The 15,298-nt window shown below is 53.0% G+C and carries 16 protein-coding genes; 15 read left to right on the top strand and 1 reads right to left on the bottom strand.

Going from position 1 to position 15,298, the window contains the following annotated elements; translation table 11 throughout:
- Positions 1–5 precede the first annotated feature (5 nt).
- From GJQ69_RS08290 to GJQ69_RS08225, 14 genes are all read left to right on the top strand, one after another.
- Complete coding sequence (locus GJQ69_RS08290) at positions 6–1,160, top strand: phosphoglycerate dehydrogenase (protein WP_086035200.1); 1,155 nt, start codon at positions 6–8, stop codon at positions 1,158–1,160.
- A 137-nt stretch (positions 1,161–1,297) separates the two neighbouring features.
- Positions 1,298–2,578 carry a dihydroorotase gene (locus GJQ69_RS08285; protein WP_086035201.1) on the top strand — a complete coding sequence of 427 codons (1,281 nt, stop codon included), beginning with the start codon at positions 1,298–1,300 and terminating at the stop codon, positions 2,576–2,578.
- Between the two features lie 47 nt (positions 2,579–2,625).
- A complete protein-coding gene (gene pyrF / locus GJQ69_RS08280) occupies positions 2,626–3,549 on the top strand; it encodes an orotidine-5'-phosphate decarboxylase (protein ID WP_086035202.1) in 924 nt (307 codons plus the stop codon).
- On the top strand, positions 3,546–4,316 hold the full coding sequence (locus GJQ69_RS08275) for a dihydroorotate dehydrogenase electron transfer subunit (RefSeq protein ID WP_086035203.1): 771 nt from the start codon (positions 3,546–3,548) through the stop codon (positions 4,314–4,316). Before pyrF ends, GJQ69_RS08275 begins: the two co-directional genes overlap by 4 nt.
- Positions 4,316–5,227, top strand: a complete 912-nt coding sequence (locus tag GJQ69_RS08270; RefSeq protein ID WP_086035204.1) for a dihydroorotate dehydrogenase — start codon at positions 4,316–4,318, stop codon at positions 5,225–5,227. The genes GJQ69_RS08275 and GJQ69_RS08270 overlap by 1 nt, the downstream gene beginning before the upstream one ends.
- The gene (locus GJQ69_RS08265; RefSeq protein ID WP_086035205.1) at positions 5,221–5,892 is read left to right on the top strand and encodes a histidine phosphatase family protein; all 672 of its coding nucleotides are present in this window, start codon (positions 5,221–5,223) and stop codon (positions 5,890–5,892) included. Before GJQ69_RS08270 ends, GJQ69_RS08265 begins: the two co-directional genes overlap by 7 nt.
- A complete protein-coding gene (gene ruvX / locus GJQ69_RS08260) occupies positions 5,889–6,317 on the top strand; it encodes a Holliday junction resolvase RuvX (protein WP_086035206.1) in 429 nt (142 codons plus the stop codon). Before GJQ69_RS08265 ends, ruvX begins: the two co-directional genes overlap by 4 nt.
- Before the next feature lie 104 nt (positions 6,318–6,421).
- The gene (locus GJQ69_RS08255) at positions 6,422–7,273 is read left to right on the top strand and encodes a pyridoxamine kinase (protein WP_086035207.1); all 852 of its coding nucleotides are present in this window, start codon (positions 6,422–6,424) and stop codon (positions 7,271–7,273) included.
- 168 nt (positions 7,274–7,441) lie between these two features.
- Positions 7,442–9,205, top strand: coding sequence for an FtsW/RodA/SpoVE family cell cycle protein (locus GJQ69_RS08250; RefSeq protein ID WP_236849675.1), 1,764 nt, complete (start codon positions 7,442–7,444; stop codon positions 9,203–9,205).
- A gap of 1 nt (position 9,206) precedes the next feature.
- Positions 9,207–10,595, top strand: a complete 1,389-nt coding sequence (locus GJQ69_RS08245; RefSeq protein WP_086035208.1) for a penicillin-binding transpeptidase domain-containing protein — start codon at positions 9,207–9,209, stop codon at positions 10,593–10,595.
- 289 nt (positions 10,596–10,884) lie between these two features.
- Positions 10,885–11,193: a thiamine-binding protein gene (locus tag GJQ69_RS08240; RefSeq protein WP_086035209.1), complete on the top strand. Its 309-nt coding sequence runs from the start codon at positions 10,885–10,887 to the stop codon at positions 11,191–11,193.
- The gene (locus GJQ69_RS08235; RefSeq protein WP_086035210.1) at positions 11,162–11,944 is read left to right on the top strand and encodes an ABC transporter permease; all 783 of its coding nucleotides are present in this window, start codon (positions 11,162–11,164) and stop codon (positions 11,942–11,944) included. The genes GJQ69_RS08240 and GJQ69_RS08235 overlap by 32 nt, the downstream gene beginning before the upstream one ends.
- A 53-nt stretch (positions 11,945–11,997) precedes the next feature.
- Positions 11,998–13,053, top strand: coding sequence for an ABC transporter substrate-binding protein (locus GJQ69_RS08230; protein ID WP_086035211.1), 1,056 nt, complete (start codon positions 11,998–12,000; stop codon positions 13,051–13,053).
- 11 nt (positions 13,054–13,064) lie between these two features.
- Positions 13,065–13,808 carry an ABC transporter ATP-binding protein gene (locus tag GJQ69_RS08225; protein WP_086035212.1) on the top strand — a complete coding sequence of 248 codons (744 nt, stop codon included), beginning with the start codon at positions 13,065–13,067 and terminating at the stop codon, positions 13,806–13,808.
- A 70-nt stretch (positions 13,809–13,878) separates the two neighbouring features.
- Here GJQ69_RS08225 and GJQ69_RS08220 read toward each other — a convergent pair whose 3' ends face one another.
- On the bottom strand, positions 13,879–14,769 hold the full coding sequence (locus tag GJQ69_RS08220) for a hypothetical protein (RefSeq protein WP_086035213.1): 891 nt from the start codon (positions 14,767–14,769) through the stop codon (positions 13,879–13,881).
- A 148-nt stretch (positions 14,770–14,917) separates the two neighbouring features.
- Here GJQ69_RS08220 and GJQ69_RS08215 point away from each other — a divergent pair, with 148 nt between their 5' ends.
- The gene (locus GJQ69_RS08215; RefSeq protein ID WP_086035214.1) at positions 14,918–15,292 is read left to right on the top strand and encodes a GntR family transcriptional regulator; all 375 of its coding nucleotides are present in this window, start codon (positions 14,918–14,920) and stop codon (positions 15,290–15,292) included.
- The last annotated feature ends 6 nt before the right edge of the window (positions 15,293–15,298 follow it).

Genomic DNA, 15,298 nt, shown 5'->3' with positions numbered 1-15,298 from the left:
TTAGCATGTATAAAATTCAGTACCTGAATAAGATTTCCCCAGCGGGCACGGCCCGCTTTGGCAAAGAATATGAAGCCGGTCAGGATGTACAGGACCCGGACGCCATTATGGTGCGTTCCGCTTCTATGCTGGATATGACGTTCTCTGATAAAATTTTGGCGATTGCCCGTGCCGGTGCCGGCGTCAACAATATTCCACTGGATAAATGCAGTAAACAGGGTATTGTCGTTTTCAACACACCCGGTGCCAACGCCAATGCTGTAAAAGAGCTGGTGCTGTGCGGCTTGTTTCTCACTTCCCGCAAAATTGTTCCCGGCATTGAATGGTGCAAAACATTGACTGGCAGCGATATTCCCAAACAGATTGAAAAGGGAAAGAGTCAGTTTGCCGGACCGGAAATCAGCGGCAAAAAGCTAGGTGTTATCGGTCTGGGTGCCATCGGCGTACTGGTTGCCAACGCAGCCAAAAGCTTGGGCATGGAAGTGTATGGCTATGACCCGTTCCTGTCGGTAGATTCCGCTTGGGGACTGTCCCGCTCGGTTCACCATGCCCGTACGCTGGACACGATTTGGCAGGACTGCGATTATATTACCATTCATGTTCCGCAGACGCCGGACACCAAGGGCATGATTGGTGAAGACGCCCTTTCTAAAATGAAAAAGGGCGTACGCGTGCTGAACTTTGCGCGCGGCGGTCTGGTGGATACCAAGGCCATGCTGCAGGCCGTGGAAAATGGCAAGGTAGCGGCCTATGCAACGGACTTCCCGGCACCGGAAATGATTAGCAATCCGAATATTATTGCACTGCCGCATTTGGGTGCTTCCACTCCGGAAAGCGAAGAAAACTGTGCCCGTATGGCAGCAGATGAGCTGAAAGAATACCTGGAAAACGGCAACATTCGCCACAGCGTCAATATGCCGGCAGTTTCCATGGCACGCGACGGCGAGCGTATCTGCATTCTGCACCGCAATATTCCCAATACCATCAGCCGCTTTTCCGGAAAGCTGGCGGACATGGGCATTAACATTGAGAATATGCAGTCGAAGTCCCGCAAAGATTACGCCTATACTATTTTGGACGTCACCGGTGAGATTAAGCCGGAAGTGGCGGAACAGCTGAACGCTTCCGAAGAAGTTATCCGTGTACGCGTTATTCGGTAAAAAACACAAGCAAAAATCAGGAACGGGCTGCGCAGGAAATACCCTGCCGCAGCCCGTTCCTTTCTTTCTGGGAAAGGTCTGTCCATTTCCCGCAAAATATTGTATAATACTGAACAGAAAATGAAGGAGGACCTGGCATGAAGATCTTGCTGAAAAACGCGAGCCTTGCTGACCCGGAACGCCCATCTCCGCAGACAGGTGACCTGCTGCTGGAGCATGGGTGCATTATCGGTGCCGGCGGGCATATTGACGTGACAGATGCTGAAACGGTGGACTGCACCGGTCTGGTTGCTGCGCCGGGACTGGTGGATATGCATGTTCACCTGCGGGACCCGGGCTATACAGAAAAGGAGGACATTGTTACCGGCTGCCGTGCCGCGGCGGCCGGTGGTGTCACCACTCTTTTGTGTATGCCGAATACCAGTCCGGCAGTAGATGAGCCGGATACGGTGGCCTATATTTTGCGAAAAGCCCGCAATGCCAGTGCCCGTGTGCGCGTGGCAGGTGCCTTGACAGTTGGTTTGCACGGGAAAGAACGCACTGACTTAAAGGCGCTGAAAGAGGCCGGCGTAACGGCGCTGTCGGACGACGGCCGTCCGGTGGAAAATTCTCACCTGATGGCAGAAGCCATGAAAGAGGCGGCCGACCTTGGGCTGCCAGTCGTTTCCCACTGTGAAGTGCCGGAACTGACAGCGGACGGTATTATGAATGAGGGAAAAGTCAGCCGGGAACTGGATGTGCCGGGTGCTCCTGCGGCCGCAGAGGAATGCGGCATTGCACGGGAACTGGCGCTGGCGGAGGCATTAGGGGTACCTGTGCATATCTGCCATGTCAGCAGCCAGCACAGTGTGGAACTTATCCGTGCCGCGAAAAAGCGCGGCGTAAAAGTTACCTGTGAAACGGCGCCGCACTATTTCGCGCTAACAGAGGAAGCCCTGCGCGGCAAGGATGCCGACCTGCGCATGAGTCCGCCGCTCCGTACGGAAAAGGACCGCCGCGCCGTTATTGCGGGGCTAAAGGACGGCACCATTGACGTCATTGCAACGGACCACGCACCGCATACGCCGTATGACAAGGGGGACTTCTTTATGGCGCCCAACGGCGTTATCGGCATGGAAACCAGTTTGGCGGCGGGCATTACCTATTTAGTAAAGCCCGGACATCTTACTTTGAATCAGCTTTTGTACAAAATGAGCGCTGCGCCGGCAAAACTGCTGCGGCTGCCATACGGAGGGCTGCTTTCCGGTTCGGCGGCGGATATTGTACTATTTGACCCAAAAGAGCACTGGATAGTGGACCCCGAAAAGATGCACGGCAAAAGCAAAAATGCCGTTTTCAAGGGTAGAAATCTGTGCGGCCGTGTCAAGCGTACCTACTGTGCAGGAAAATTGGTGTATCAGGACGGGAAAAATCCATAATGAAACGATTTTGATATCATTCAAATACAAATTATAAGGAGCTACTCATGGACAGACTCATTGAAGCAATCCGTGCAAAAAAGAACCCGACAGTTGCTGGGCTGGACCCGAAGCTGTCCTATATCCCGCAATCCATGCTGAATGCGGCCTACAGCCAGTACGGCAAGACTCTGGAAGGTGCCGCGGCCGCGGTTCTGCAATTTAATAAAGGCATCATTGACGCACTGGCATCCATTGTGCCGGCGGTCAAGCCGCAGTGTGCCTATTATGAGCAGTTCGGCTGGCAGGGAATGCGCACATTGGAGGCCACCATCCGCTACGCACAGGAGAAAGGCCTGTATGTCATTCTGGACGGCAAACGCAATGACATCGGCACCACCATGCAGGCCTATGCACAGGCACATTTGGGTACAACCGAAGTAGCCGGGCAGGCATTGCCGGCATTTGCGGGGGACGCGCTGACCGTTAACCCTTATTTGGGAGCGGACGGCATTGAGCCGCTGCTGCCGGTATGCAAACGGTATGACCGTTCTGCATTTGTGTTAGTCAAAACCAGTAACCCCTCGTCCGGCGAACTACAGGACCGCACGTTTGCGGACGGAAAGACGCTTTACGCGACGGTTGGCGGTTTGTGTGAGCAGTGGGGGGCAGATACCCGAGGTGAATACGGCTACAGCCGCGTTGGCGCCGTAGTCGGTGCTACCTATCCAGCGCAGTTGGCGGAATTGCGCCGGGCACTGCCGCATACCTTTTTCTTAGTGCCGGGCTACGGAGCGCAAGGCGGCGGTGCCAAAGATGTGGCGCCTGCCTTTGATGAACGCGGATTGGGCGCAGTTGTCAACGCCTCCCGCAGTATTTTAACGGCATGGCAGAAAACCGGTGCGGACGAACGCGACTATGCTGCAGCCGCGGCGAAAGAAGCGGTGCGCATGCGTGACGACATCGTTTCGGAAATTGGAGGAATCCGATGAAATACGATATTGAAATTTGTCCGGTTTTGGCACGGCAGCAGCTGACAGCGGATATTTTCAGCCTGACAGTGTCGGCACCAAAGCTGGCGCCGCTTGCAAAAGCGGGGCAGTTCGCACAAATTCGTATTCCCGGAAAAGTTCTGCGCCGTCCTATTTCTATCTGCGGCATTGGGCCGGATACCCTTCGCTTTGTTGTGCAGGTACGCGGGGAAGGAACGCAGCAGCTTTCTGAAGTACGGCCGGGGGACAGTTTGGATATTTTGGCGCCACTGGGGAATGGCTTCCCGCAGCAGATGGCCGAAAAGCGTGCAGTCTTTGTCGGCGGAGGCATTGGGGTGCCGCCGCTGCTGGGCGCGGCAACAGCCTTTTCCGGTGAGAAAACAGCGGTGCTGGGTTTCCGCAGCCGAGAGGCGGTTATTCTGGCGGACGATTTCACAGCGGCCGGGTGCCGAGTGCACCTTGCTACCGATGACGGCAGCGCCGGCTTTCACGGCCTGGTAACGGGCGTACTGCAGACACTTTCCTTTGATGTGTGCTGTGCCTGCGGGCCGCTGCCCATGCTGCGGGCCGTGGCGGCACTGTGTGCCGAGCGAAAAGTGCCGTGCTGGGTTTCTATGGAACAGCGCATGGCGTGCGGCGTCGGCGCGTGTTTGGGCTGTGCCACGGCGCTGTACAGGCCGGACGGCAGCCAGTATTACGGCCATGTCTGTAAGGATGGGCCGGTCTTTCCAGCAAGCCGGATTGCTTGGGAACAGGGGGTGCAGTAATGGCGGATATGCGAGTGAACATTGCCGGCGTTCCGTTTGCCAATCCACTGATTGGCGCCAGCGGCACCGTCGGATTCGGTCGGGAATATGCACAGTTTTACCCGCTTTCTGTGTTGGGCGGCATTTCCTGCAAAGGCATTACACTGGAGGAGCGGCCGGGCAATCCACCGCCGCGCATTGCGGAAACACCATCGGGCATTCTTAACTCGGTTGGCCTGCAGAATCCCGGCGTGGAACATTTCCTGCGGGAGGACCTGCCGTGGCTGAAACAGCAGGGAACCGTGGTGATTGCCAATATTGCCGGCAGAACACCTGAAGATTACTGCGACATGGCGGAGCGGCTGAGCGACTCTATCGTTGATATGATAGAACTGAATATTTCCTGCCCGAATGTAAAGGCAGGGGGCGTACAGTTTGGCGTTACCTGTGAAGGGGTGGAAAACATTACGGCGCAGGTAAGAAAGCACTGCAAAAAGCCACTGATGGTGAAACTTTCTCCCAATGTAGCGGACATTTCCGAAAATGCGGCGGCGGCAGAGGCGGCTGGTGCCGATGCTGTTTCACTGATTAACACACTGACGGGTATGCGCATTGATATTCGTACACGGCGTCCAGTCCTGCACAATAACACCGGCGGCCTTTCCGGCCCGGCGGTATTTCCGGTGGCAGTGCGAATGGTTTGGCAGACAGCCCGCCGTGTAAAGATACCAGTCGTTGGATTGGGTGGAATTTCCTGCTGGCAGGATGCTGTGGAGATGATGCTGGCGGGTGCGTCGGCGTTTCAGGTCGGTACCGCTTTCTTCACGGACCCCTATGCGCCGGTTAAAATCCTGAAAGGTCTTGAAGAGTATTTGAATAATCATTCCATTGCAAATGTAACAGAACTGACGGGGGGTGTGCGCCCTTGGTAGACCTTTATCTGGTGCGTCACTGTGCGGCCCGCGGAAATGTGGACGGCGTTTACCAGGGCCGTGGAGACAGTGACATTACGGACCTCGGCCGCCGCCAGTTGGAGGCGGTTTCGGTTCGGCTGCGTAATGTGCCATTTCAGACCATGTACACAAGCCCGCTGAAACGTGCATGCCTAACGGCTGAAGCTATCAATCAGTACCATCATGTACCGCTGTATACGGACAGCAGCCTGCTGGAGATTGATGTGGGCGGTATGGAAGGCCTGAAGTGGAGCGAACTGCCCGTTCGATTTCCGAAAGAAGCGGACGCATGGCAGAATCATCTGGCCGACTTTCAGGCGCCCGGCGGCGAGAATATCCAACAGGTACAGGACCGTGTCTGGAACGGCGTTCAGAGAATCATAAAAAAAGGAAATGTACCAAATCAGAAAGTGACGGTATGTATCGCCACACACGGCTGTGCGCTGCGGTGCTTTTTCTGCAGGGCACTGGGTTTGCCGCTTTCTAAAATTGACATGGTGCCGCTGTGTGACAACACCTCCATTTCGGAAGTAACTTTTGCCGATGACGGCAGCTGCAAAGTCCTGCGCATGGGTGACGCGGCACATTTGGGGCAGGATATGTCTGTTATGAAAAAAATGGGCTGGGGGCAGAAACGAGCATGAGAATTCTCGGCGTCGACCTCGGTCATGCCCGCACGGGGCTTGCCCTGAGTGATGAAAGCTGTTTCTTGGCTTCTCCGCTGGGGGTGGAGCCTTCCTATAACTGGGATAAACTGCTGCTGCGCATTGTCAGCAGAATCCAGGAAAACCGTGTGCAGCAGGTGGTTGTTGGCCTGCCGCGCAATATGGACGGAACCGAGGGTGCCAGCGCGCAGGGTGCCCGCGAATTTGCCGAAAAGCTGCAGACGGCGGCAGGTGTGCCGGTCACTTTGTGGGACGAGCGCGGCACAACCATTACGGCACATGGGTATTTGAATGAGAGCAACGTCCGCGGGAAAAAACGGAAATCCGTTGTGGATGCGGTCGCGGCAACCATTATTTTGCAGGGCTATTTGGACCATCTGCGCCAAATGCCGCCCAAGGCATAAAATCTGCTGGCTGTGAGAAAAAGGCAGTTTCTGCGACAGGTTTTTCTTCATTTCGCTGTAACAGGGTGGTACTATGTTCTGTAAAAACGGTTTGAGGTGAGAAAATGTTTTCAGAACAAAAAAGAGTAGCGGCTATTCACGATCTGTCCGGTTTCGGCAAATGTTCCCTCAGTGTTATTCTGCCGGTGCTCAGCTGCATGGGGCATGAAGTCTGTTGTTTGCCCACAGCAGTGCTGTCCTCCCATACGGGTGGATTGCCGGACGTAACGATGCGTGACCTTACGCCGGAGATGCACGGCTTTTTGCGTCAGTGGAAAGAGCTGCATATTCCGTTTGACAGTATCTATACAGGATTTTTAGGCAGTGCGGAACAAATTGCAGTGGTACAGGAGTTCCTGCAGCAGTTTCGTCAGAAGGATACACTGGTTTTGGTGGACCCGGCAATGGCTGACGATGGACGCTTATATGATACATATACGCAGAAAATGGCGGCTGGTACCGAAAAACTATGCCGGCAGGCGGATGTGGTGGTGCCGAACCGTACAGAGGCGGCGATGCTGTTGGGAGAGCCGTATCGGGAGGGTCCCTGTACGCGTCAGTATGTGGAATCTGTTTTGCACCGCTTGACAGGACTGGGTCCGCGCGTGGCAGTGTTGACCGGCGTGTGGTTTTCGCCGGAACTAATAGGTGCGGCGGGATATGACCGCACTTCGGGGGAAGTCAGCTATGCGTTTCGGCCGCGTATCGCGGGCAGCTATCAGGGAACAGGCGACCTGTTCGCCGCGGTTTTGCTGGGGGCACTGCTGCACCAGAAGCATCTGCGCAGTGCACTGCAGCTGGCAGTGGACTTTACGGCTGCCGCTGTCCGGCGCACACATGAGGCGGGCACAAATCCGCTGTGGGGTGTGCGCTTTGAACCGTGTCTGCCGACACTGATGCAGGAGCTGGAATTGTAGCGTTTACAGCCCGTGCTTTTTCTTTACAAACCAAGTGAAAAAGGGTATACTGAAAAGACAGCATCATGAAAATCAAGAGGCACCGCTTCTTGATTTTTTGCTGTCTTTTCTTTTTTCACAAGGAACCTAAAGAACAAATGAAAACGAACGATACAGGGAGGTGCGCATGTGTCGAATATTTCGGCGCTGCTTTCTACACTGACACCGGTCTTCTTTGCGCTGCGCGGCGTAGCAGCCATACTGATGGTGTTTCTGGCAATTTGCTGTTACACATCTATGCGGGCGGGACGCCGCCGTGAGGAGCCGGTGGTTTTTCTGGAAAACCAGAAAAACCGAAAGAATATTCCTGTGCTGTACTGGGAAAACAGCCTTGGCCGCAGCCCCAGCTGCGACATTGTGCTGACAGACAGTGCAGTTAGCCGTGACCACGCGGTCCTTATGCGGCGGGAAAGCGGCTGGCTGCTGACGGATACCGGCTCCAAAGGCGGAACCTATTTAAATGGACAGCGTATCCGCGGCACAGTGAAGGTGATACCGGGCGATTTAATTGGCATTGGCCGCACAAATCTGATTTTTCGCCGTGTAACGGATGCCAATGTGGCACCGCCGCGGCGCGTTTCCCGGCACAAGCCGCATCCGGCGGGTCTGTTGGCGCTGGGAGTGGTCATACAGCTTCTGTGTTTTGTACAGGCATTTTTTGCGGACAAGCAGTTTTCGCTGCTGCCGCTGTTGCCTATGGTTATGGTCCTGATGACCGAGTGGATTTATTATATGGTTTCCCGGTATGTACTGGGTCGTGTCAACTTTGAGTTGGAAACGCTGGCGTTTACCTTGTGCGGGATTGGTACTGCACTGCTGTGCGGTACGCGTCAAAAATTGACAAAGACCCAGACAGCACCGACACAGCTTACCCTGTTTCATCCGACCATGAATGCCGCTTATATGCAGGTCCTAATGATGATAGCGGGCATTTTCCTGTTTTCCTTTCTAATTTGGTTTATGAAGGATTTGGACCGCGTGAACCGCTGGCGGATTCCTATTGCCATTTTTGGCGTATTGTTGTTGGCGGCGCCGCTGGTTATCGGCAGAAGTGTTAACGGCTCAAAAAACTGGATTTACTTTGCGGGCATATCTCTGCAGCCCAGTGAATTTGTCAAACTGGCATTTATCTTTTCTGGTGCCGCTACACTGGACCGTTTGCAGACCAAACGAAACCTGATTGGTTTCATTGGCTTGTTGGTGTGTGTCATGGGTATCCTGGTTCTGGAGAAAGATATCGGCGGCGCGGCTGTCTTTTTTGCAACGTTTCTGATTATCGCTTTTATGCGTTCCGGTTCGGTGCGCACCATCGTGCTGAGTATTGCGGCGGCCGGTGTCGGCATTATTACCGTGCTGGGAATGTTTAGCCATGTCAAAGAACGGTTTGCCGTGTGGCACCACATTTGGGAGCCGGCGTATCTGTATGACAAGGGCTTGCAGCAGACGCGTGTGCTGACCTATTCCGCCAGCGGCGGTCTGTTCGGCGTGGGTATTGGCAACGGCGGTCTCGGCGGCGGCATCAGCCCGCTGAAAGGCTATACCACGATTGCGGCCAACACCAGTGACCTCGTTTTCGGAATGCTCAATGAGGAATTGGGCCTGTTGATGTCCGTTGTTATTGTGGGCGTGATTGCGCTGTTTATTTTGTTTGCGCGCAGTGACGTGACGCGTTCCCGCTCCACGTTCTATTCCATTACTGCCTGCGCTGCTGCCGGAATGCTGCTGTTTCAGGCATGCCTGAATATTTTCGGCAGCACGGATATCATTCCGCTTACCGGTGTGACACTTCCGTTTATCAGTGCAGGCGGCAGCAGCATGATGGCCACATGGGGTGCGCTGGCCTTTATTAAGTCCAGCGACGAGCGGACCTATGCAGTCAGGAGGCGAAGATAGCATGAAAACAACCGGCAAGCGTTCTTTGTTTCTGTTCTTTTTTCTGCTTTTGTTTACTGCGGGGCTGTGTACCTTTTTGTACCAGTATGTCACACAGGGAAGCAAATGGGCCATGCAGCCTTACAATGCGCATCTGAATGGCACTTCTACTGTGGCGGACGGCACTGTAGCGGACCGCAACGGTGTAAAACTGGTGTCTACCAAAAACGGGAAGCGCACCTATGCGGACAGTGAAACAGTGCGGAAGGCAACGCTGCATTTGGTAGGCGACTCTGCCGGCAACATCTCCACCGGTGTACAAAATGCCTTTAAAACGGAACTAACTGGTTATAACATTGTTACTGGATTGACGGACGTGCACCCCTCCAAAACGGGCGGCACCATTTCCCTTACTGTGGACAGCCGTTTAAACAAGTTGGCATACAATGCACTTGCGGGACGAAAGGGTGCCGCGGTTTTGACCAACTGGCGCACCGGTGAAATTTTGTGCATGGTCAGTACGCCTACATTTGACCCATCCGACCCACCCAGTAATTTGCAAACTAATTCCAAGTACAGCGGTGTTTATGTCAATAAGGTCCTTTCCGGCCAGCTGACGCCTGGCTCTATTTTTAAGATTGTAACGGCAGCTGCTGCTATACAAAACATTCCGGATTTGGACAGCCGCATGTTTACCTGCCACGGTGCCATTAAGGTAGAGGGCAACGATATTACCTGTACAAACCGCGAGCAGCATGGTACGCAAAACTTCCAGCACGCGTTCGCAAATTCCTGTAATGTCACGTTTGCAACGCTTGCCATGGAAATGGGCAAAGATAAAATGACCGCTGCAGCCAATGCGCTCGGTGTGAATTCTGGTTATACGGTGGATACACTGAATGCAGCAAAGGGCAGCTATGATGTGAGTAAAGCAAGCAAAAACCAGCTGGGCTGGTCCGGCACTGGACAGTATACGGACCAGGTCAGCCCCGGCTATATGGTGCGTCTATTAGGGGCAATCGCCAACGGTGGTTCCCCGCAGGAACTGCGCGTGATTAAAGGCGTCAGCGGTGACCTGACCGATAAAAACAAGTTTGGCAGTGTGAAGACTGGCAAGCAGCTGATGAGCTCGGATGTAGCCAGCCGGTTGAAAAACTATATGCGCGGCAACGTGAAGATTGCCTACGGTGATGATTCCTTTGACGGCATCGACAGCGTGTGCGCAAAGACCGGTACAGCGGAACTGGGCAGCGGCCGCGGGAATAACGGCTGGATGGTCGCTTTTTCATCCAATGAAAGCACACCTTACGCTGCGGCAGTGGTTGTGGAACACACGGATTCTTTCGGCATTAACTCTGCCGGACCAATCCTGCGGGACCTGCTGGCGGCAGCGGCAAAGTACAAGGAGTAACGGGTGTCCCTTTTCTACAAGATTTGACAAAATGGCTTTCCTGCTGTACAATAAAACCGTTCTTATAAATGGGGCGCTTGGCCTTACGGGGCTTGGCTGAGACGGGAGAAATTCCGGACCCTTTGGCCTGATCCGGATAATACCGGCGGAGGTAACATACAATCGGGTTTTTAGCCGCCGCCTGTACCTTTTCCGGGTACAGGCGGCTTTTTGCTGCCTATTCGGCCGGTATCACTTTTCCTATTATTCTTTACAGCAGATTTCTGCAAAAAACGAAGGAGATTGTAAAATGAAAGAAGAATTCCCCGCAAGTGTTGCCATTCAGGTGCTGCCACAGGTCGGTACCGACGAAGAGGTTGTCCGCATTGTTGACGAAGTGATTGCTTATATTAAGAGCACCGGCGTTAATTATTATGTTGGCCCGTTTGAAACCACAATGGAAGGCGACTATGAGCAGCTGATGGAGATTGTGAAACAGTGCCAGTACATTGCCGTTAAGGCGGGCTGTCCGCAGGTTGCTTCCTACGTAAAAATCAGCTACAAGCCGCAGGGAGGGGTCCTGACGATTGCGCAGAAAGTTACAAAGTATCACAGATAAGCTCTCCCCAATTTTTCTCATCGTTATCATTTTGATTGTATGGCAGTCGGTTGTTTCCTTTAATGTTGTGCCGAACTTTATGCTGCCAAGTCCGGTGCAGGTTGTGCAGGCATTCATTGATGACTTTTCGTCTTTGATGTACAATGCCTCCACGTCTTTGCAGGAAACATTTTGGGGCATGCTGATTGCGGTAATTTTGGCATTTCTTTCAGCTTTTTTAATGGACCGTTTTCGCTTGGTGAAGAAAAGCCTGTACCCAATTTTGATTTTAACCCAAACGGTGCCGACGGTGGCTATTGCACCGCTGCTGGTGCTGTGGCTCGGTTATGATATGACGCCGAAAATTGTTCTGGTTGTCATTTCCTGTTACTTTCCCATTGCGGTTGGTCTGCTCAATGGATTTGACAGTGCCGACCCAGACGTGATTAACCTGATGCGTACCATGGGCAGCAGCCGATGGCAGATTTTCTGCCATGTAAAAATTCCAAGTTCCCTTAACAACTTCTTTTCTGGCCTGCGCATCAGCGTTTCCTATTCGGTGATTGGTGCGGTTGTGGCAGAGTGGCTGGGCGGCAACTCCGGCCTTGGCGTATATATGACGCGCGTACGAAAGAGCTATGCCTACGACCGCATGTTTGCGGTTATCTTCCTCGTATCCATTATCAGTCTAATTTTAATGAAACTGGTAGATGTGGTACAGCGGCTGTGCATGCCGTGGGACCGCAAACGCCGGAAAGAAAAGTCTGCCTGAAGCAGATTCCGATTCGTTCCATCAATAGAGTTCTAAAAGGAGTTCCTGAAAATATGAAAAAGTTTGGAAAATCCCTGATTGCCGGTGTATTGGCAGCCGCCATGGCTGTTTCGATGACTGCCTGCGCGGGCGGTGCGGCATCCTCGGCTGCATCCGGTACAGCTTCCGGTACGGCTGCCTCTTCCGCGGCCGACGGCAAGCTGGAGAAAATCAAATTCGTTTTGGACTATACCCCGAATACAGACCATACAGGCATTTATGTGGCGCAGGCTCTGGGTTATTTTAAAGATGCGGGCCTAGACGTGGAAATTGAACAGCCGCCGGAGTCCGGCACCGCAGCATTGGTTGGTTCCGGTAACGCACAGTTTGGTGTTGGTTTCCAGGACACGGATATGGCTTCCGCACTGACCTCTGCAACCCCACTGCCGATTACCGCCGTAGCGGCGATTATTCAGCATAATACTTCCGGTATTGCGTCCGTCAAGAGCAAAAATATCACCCGCCCGAAAGATATGACAAACCATTCCTACGCAACGTGGGATACACCGGTGGAAAAAGGCATGGTTAAGTACATCGTCAACAAAGACGGTGGCGATTATTCCAAAGTGAAAATGGTTCCTTCCGGTGACAACTCTATCGTGCAGATTCAGACCAATGCCGACACAGCGTGGATTTATTATGGCTGGGATGGCATTGCCGGTGAAGTAAAAGGCGTTAAGCTGAACTTCTTTGCCTTCAAAGATATTGACCCCGTATTAGACTGCTACACACCAGTCATTATTGCCAACAACGCTTTCCTGAAAAAAGAGCCGGAAACCGCCAAAAAGTTTATGGCCGCCTGCAAGAAAGGCTATGAATACGCCATTAAAGACCCGGATGCCGCCGCAAAGATTCTTATTCAGCAGGTGCCGGACCTAAAGAGCAATGAAAAGCTGATTTATAAGAGCCAGGAATGGCTGAAAAATCAGTACCAGGCAGATGCCAGCCAGTGGGGCTATATTACACCTTCCCGCTGGAATGCTTTCTATAAGTGGCTGTATCAGAACAAACTTATCAGTAAGGAAATTCCGGCAAATACCGGTTTCTCAAATGATTACCTCGGTAAGTAAGGAGCGGCCTTATGGAAACAAAACTGACCGCAAAAGGCATTTCCAAAAGCTATGACGGCACTAAAATTTTGGAAGACGTAAGTATCGAGCTGCGGGACCAGGAAATTGTCAGCCTGCTGGGTGTTAGCGGTGCCGGGAAAACGACACTGTTTAATATCATTTCCGGACTGATGCTGCCCGACTGCGGCCATGTATTCCTGAAAGGAAAGGAAATCACCGGTTACGCCGGCCATGTTTCTTATATGCTGCAGAAAGATCTGCTGCTGCCGTACCATACAGTGGTGGACAATACGGCGCTGCCACTTATCCTGCACGGAATGCCTAAAAAAGAAGCCCGCCAAAAGGCAGGTGCGTATTTTGCGGAATTTGGGCTGGAGGGCACACAAAAAAAGTGGCCGGCACAGCTTTCTGGTGGTATGCGTCAGCGTGCCGCCCTGCTGCGCACCTATCTGGGCAGTGAAGGCGTCGCTTTGCTGGACGAGCCCTTTTCAGCGTTGGATACCATCACAAAGGATGCCATGCACACATGGTACTTGAATGTCATGCAGAAGATAGAGCTTTCCACGCTGTTCATTACGCACGATATAGATGAGGCCATTTTGCTTTCTGACCGTGTCTATATTCTGTCTGGAAGGCCGGGGCATATTATCGCGGAAATGCCAATTACGGTTCCGCGCCCACGCACACGGGAGTTCCTGCTGAGCAATACCTTTCTTGACTACAAACGTAAAATTATTGATTACCTCAAGATATAAAGAAAACGCGCTGCTTTTTGGCAGCGCGTTTTTTCATACGGTTTCGTTTCTTTGTTTCGGATTTTCCTGCTCAGTTGGTATCGTTGTCTGCATGATTGGCATTCTGTGTATTCCCGCCTGTAGCGGAAGCAGTTTGGGAAGGCTGCTCCGGTTCTGTGCTGGAAGCGGGAGCTTCAGATGTTTGACTTTCAGGTTTTTCCGAAACAGTGCTTTCTGGTGCTTTGCTGCTTTCCACCGAAGGCTGTTTTTTAGAGGAAGAACCGCCCTGTGTGGTGCTGCTGTGGCGAGAGGAGCGGCTGGCTGAGGTGCCGCCGTTGTTATTTTGAGTATTTCCGGTATTATTTTGACCGCCGTTCGTTTTGTCTTCGCTGGCTCGGCGGCGGCTGGCAGTGCCGGTATTGTTGTCGGCCTGCTGACCACCGTTGTCCTGGTCAGCGATGCTGTCTGCGTTATCGCTGACAGCGGAAGATACACTGGCAGAGGACGTTTCGGAAGATGCTGTACCGGACGCACCGCAGGAATGTCCCAGAACAGCGAACAGCAATGCAACCACAATCACAGCGACAATCACACCAATCAGCCACATAGGCCGGTTTCCTCTGCCGGGATCGGCGACTGGCTGACGCTGGTCCTCATAATAGTTATCGTAACCATCATCGCTGTCCTGCGGATAAGCGCGGTCATCGTAGCTTCGGTCGTCCGGATAAGCGCGGTCGTCGTAGCTTCGGTCGTCCGGATAAGCACGGTCGTCGTAGCTTCGGTCGTCCGGATAAGCATGGTCATCGTAGCTTCGGTCGTCCGGATAAGTGCGGTCATCGTAGTTTCGGTCGTCTTCCGGATAGGGCGGATAGTTCTGCCCGTTTCCATCGCTGTGTTGACTTCTAGTGCCGCGGGAATGGGTGGGAATGTATTGTGTATCATTCATAGAGGGGTCCTCTTGACTTTTTTTGCCCCATTTCATGCTTTTCACTCCTTCTGCATTGTTTTGCTTTCACAGTATAGCATAGAAGGGCAGAAAAGAAAATGGTACTTTTCTGTGAAGTTCGCTTGACAGCTAATGCTGGACTGTGTATACTGTGCATATACAGATATGAACAGGGGGGGCGCACTTGAAACTATGGGTGGATCGCACAGGAAATCGGCCTATTTACAGTCAGATATGTATTCAAATCAAGAGACAGATACGTTCCGGCAGCCTGCACCCCAATGAAATGCTGCCCTCTATTCGTTCGCTGGCAAAGGACCTGCGCATTAGTGTAATTACCACCAAGCATGCCTATGAGGAGCTGGAGCGGGAGGGGTTCCTATACACAGTGGCGGGAAAAGGCTGCTTCGTCGCAAAAAAAACGCTGCCGCAGCCGCCGCCAAAGGAAAAGCTGGAGCAGCTTTACGCGCTGCTGCTGCGGACACAAGCGCTTGCCCGGGAATGCGGACTGAGCGACAGCGAACTGCTGGAAATTTATCAGACACTGAAAAAGGAGTAAACAGAC

Origin of the sequence: Caproicibacterium lactatifermentans (assembly GCF_013315815.1) — a bacterium.
GTDB classification, from domain to species: domain Bacteria; phylum Bacillota; class Clostridia; order Oscillospirales; family Acutalibacteraceae; genus Caproicibacterium; species Caproicibacterium lactatifermentans.
Note: the sequence above shows the minus strand (reverse complement) of the source record. Positions and strands in the feature narration are given on the sequence as shown.

Bases quoted from the DNA above. Each gene is read 5' to 3' on its own strand.
- GJQ69_RS08290 (WP_086035200.1), top strand. From the start codon at position 6: ATGTATAAAATTCAGTACCTGAATAAGATTTCCCCAGCGGGCACGGCC.
- GJQ69_RS08285 (WP_086035201.1), top strand. From the start codon at position 1,298: ATGAAGATCTTGCTGAAAAACGCGAGCCTTGCTGACCCGGAACGCCCA.
- pyrF (WP_086035202.1), top strand. From the start codon at position 2,626: ATGGACAGACTCATTGAAGCAATCCGTGCAAAAAAGAACCCGACAGTT.
- GJQ69_RS08275 (WP_086035203.1), top strand. From the start codon at position 3,546: ATGAAATACGATATTGAAATTTGTCCGGTTTTGGCACGGCAGCAGCTG.
- GJQ69_RS08270 (WP_086035204.1), top strand. From the start codon at position 4,316: ATGGCGGATATGCGAGTGAACATTGCCGGCGTTCCGTTTGCCAATCCA.
- ruvX (WP_086035206.1), top strand. From the start codon at position 5,889: ATGAGAATTCTCGGCGTCGACCTCGGTCATGCCCGCACGGGGCTTGCC.
- GJQ69_RS08255 (WP_086035207.1), top strand. From the start codon at position 6,422: ATGTTTTCAGAACAAAAAAGAGTAGCGGCTATTCACGATCTGTCCGGT.
- GJQ69_RS08245 (WP_086035208.1), top strand. From the start codon at position 9,207: ATGAAAACAACCGGCAAGCGTTCTTTGTTTCTGTTCTTTTTTCTGCTT.
- GJQ69_RS08240 (WP_086035209.1), top strand. From the start codon at position 10,885: ATGAAAGAAGAATTCCCCGCAAGTGTTGCCATTCAGGTGCTGCCACAG.
- GJQ69_RS08230 (WP_086035211.1), top strand. From the start codon at position 11,998: ATGAAAAAGTTTGGAAAATCCCTGATTGCCGGTGTATTGGCAGCCGCC.
- GJQ69_RS08225 (WP_086035212.1), top strand. From the start codon at position 13,065: ATGGAAACAAAACTGACCGCAAAAGGCATTTCCAAAAGCTATGACGGC.
- GJQ69_RS08220 (WP_086035213.1), bottom strand. From the start codon at position 14,769: ATGAAATGGGGCAAAAAAAGTCAAGAGGACCCCTCTATGAATGATACA.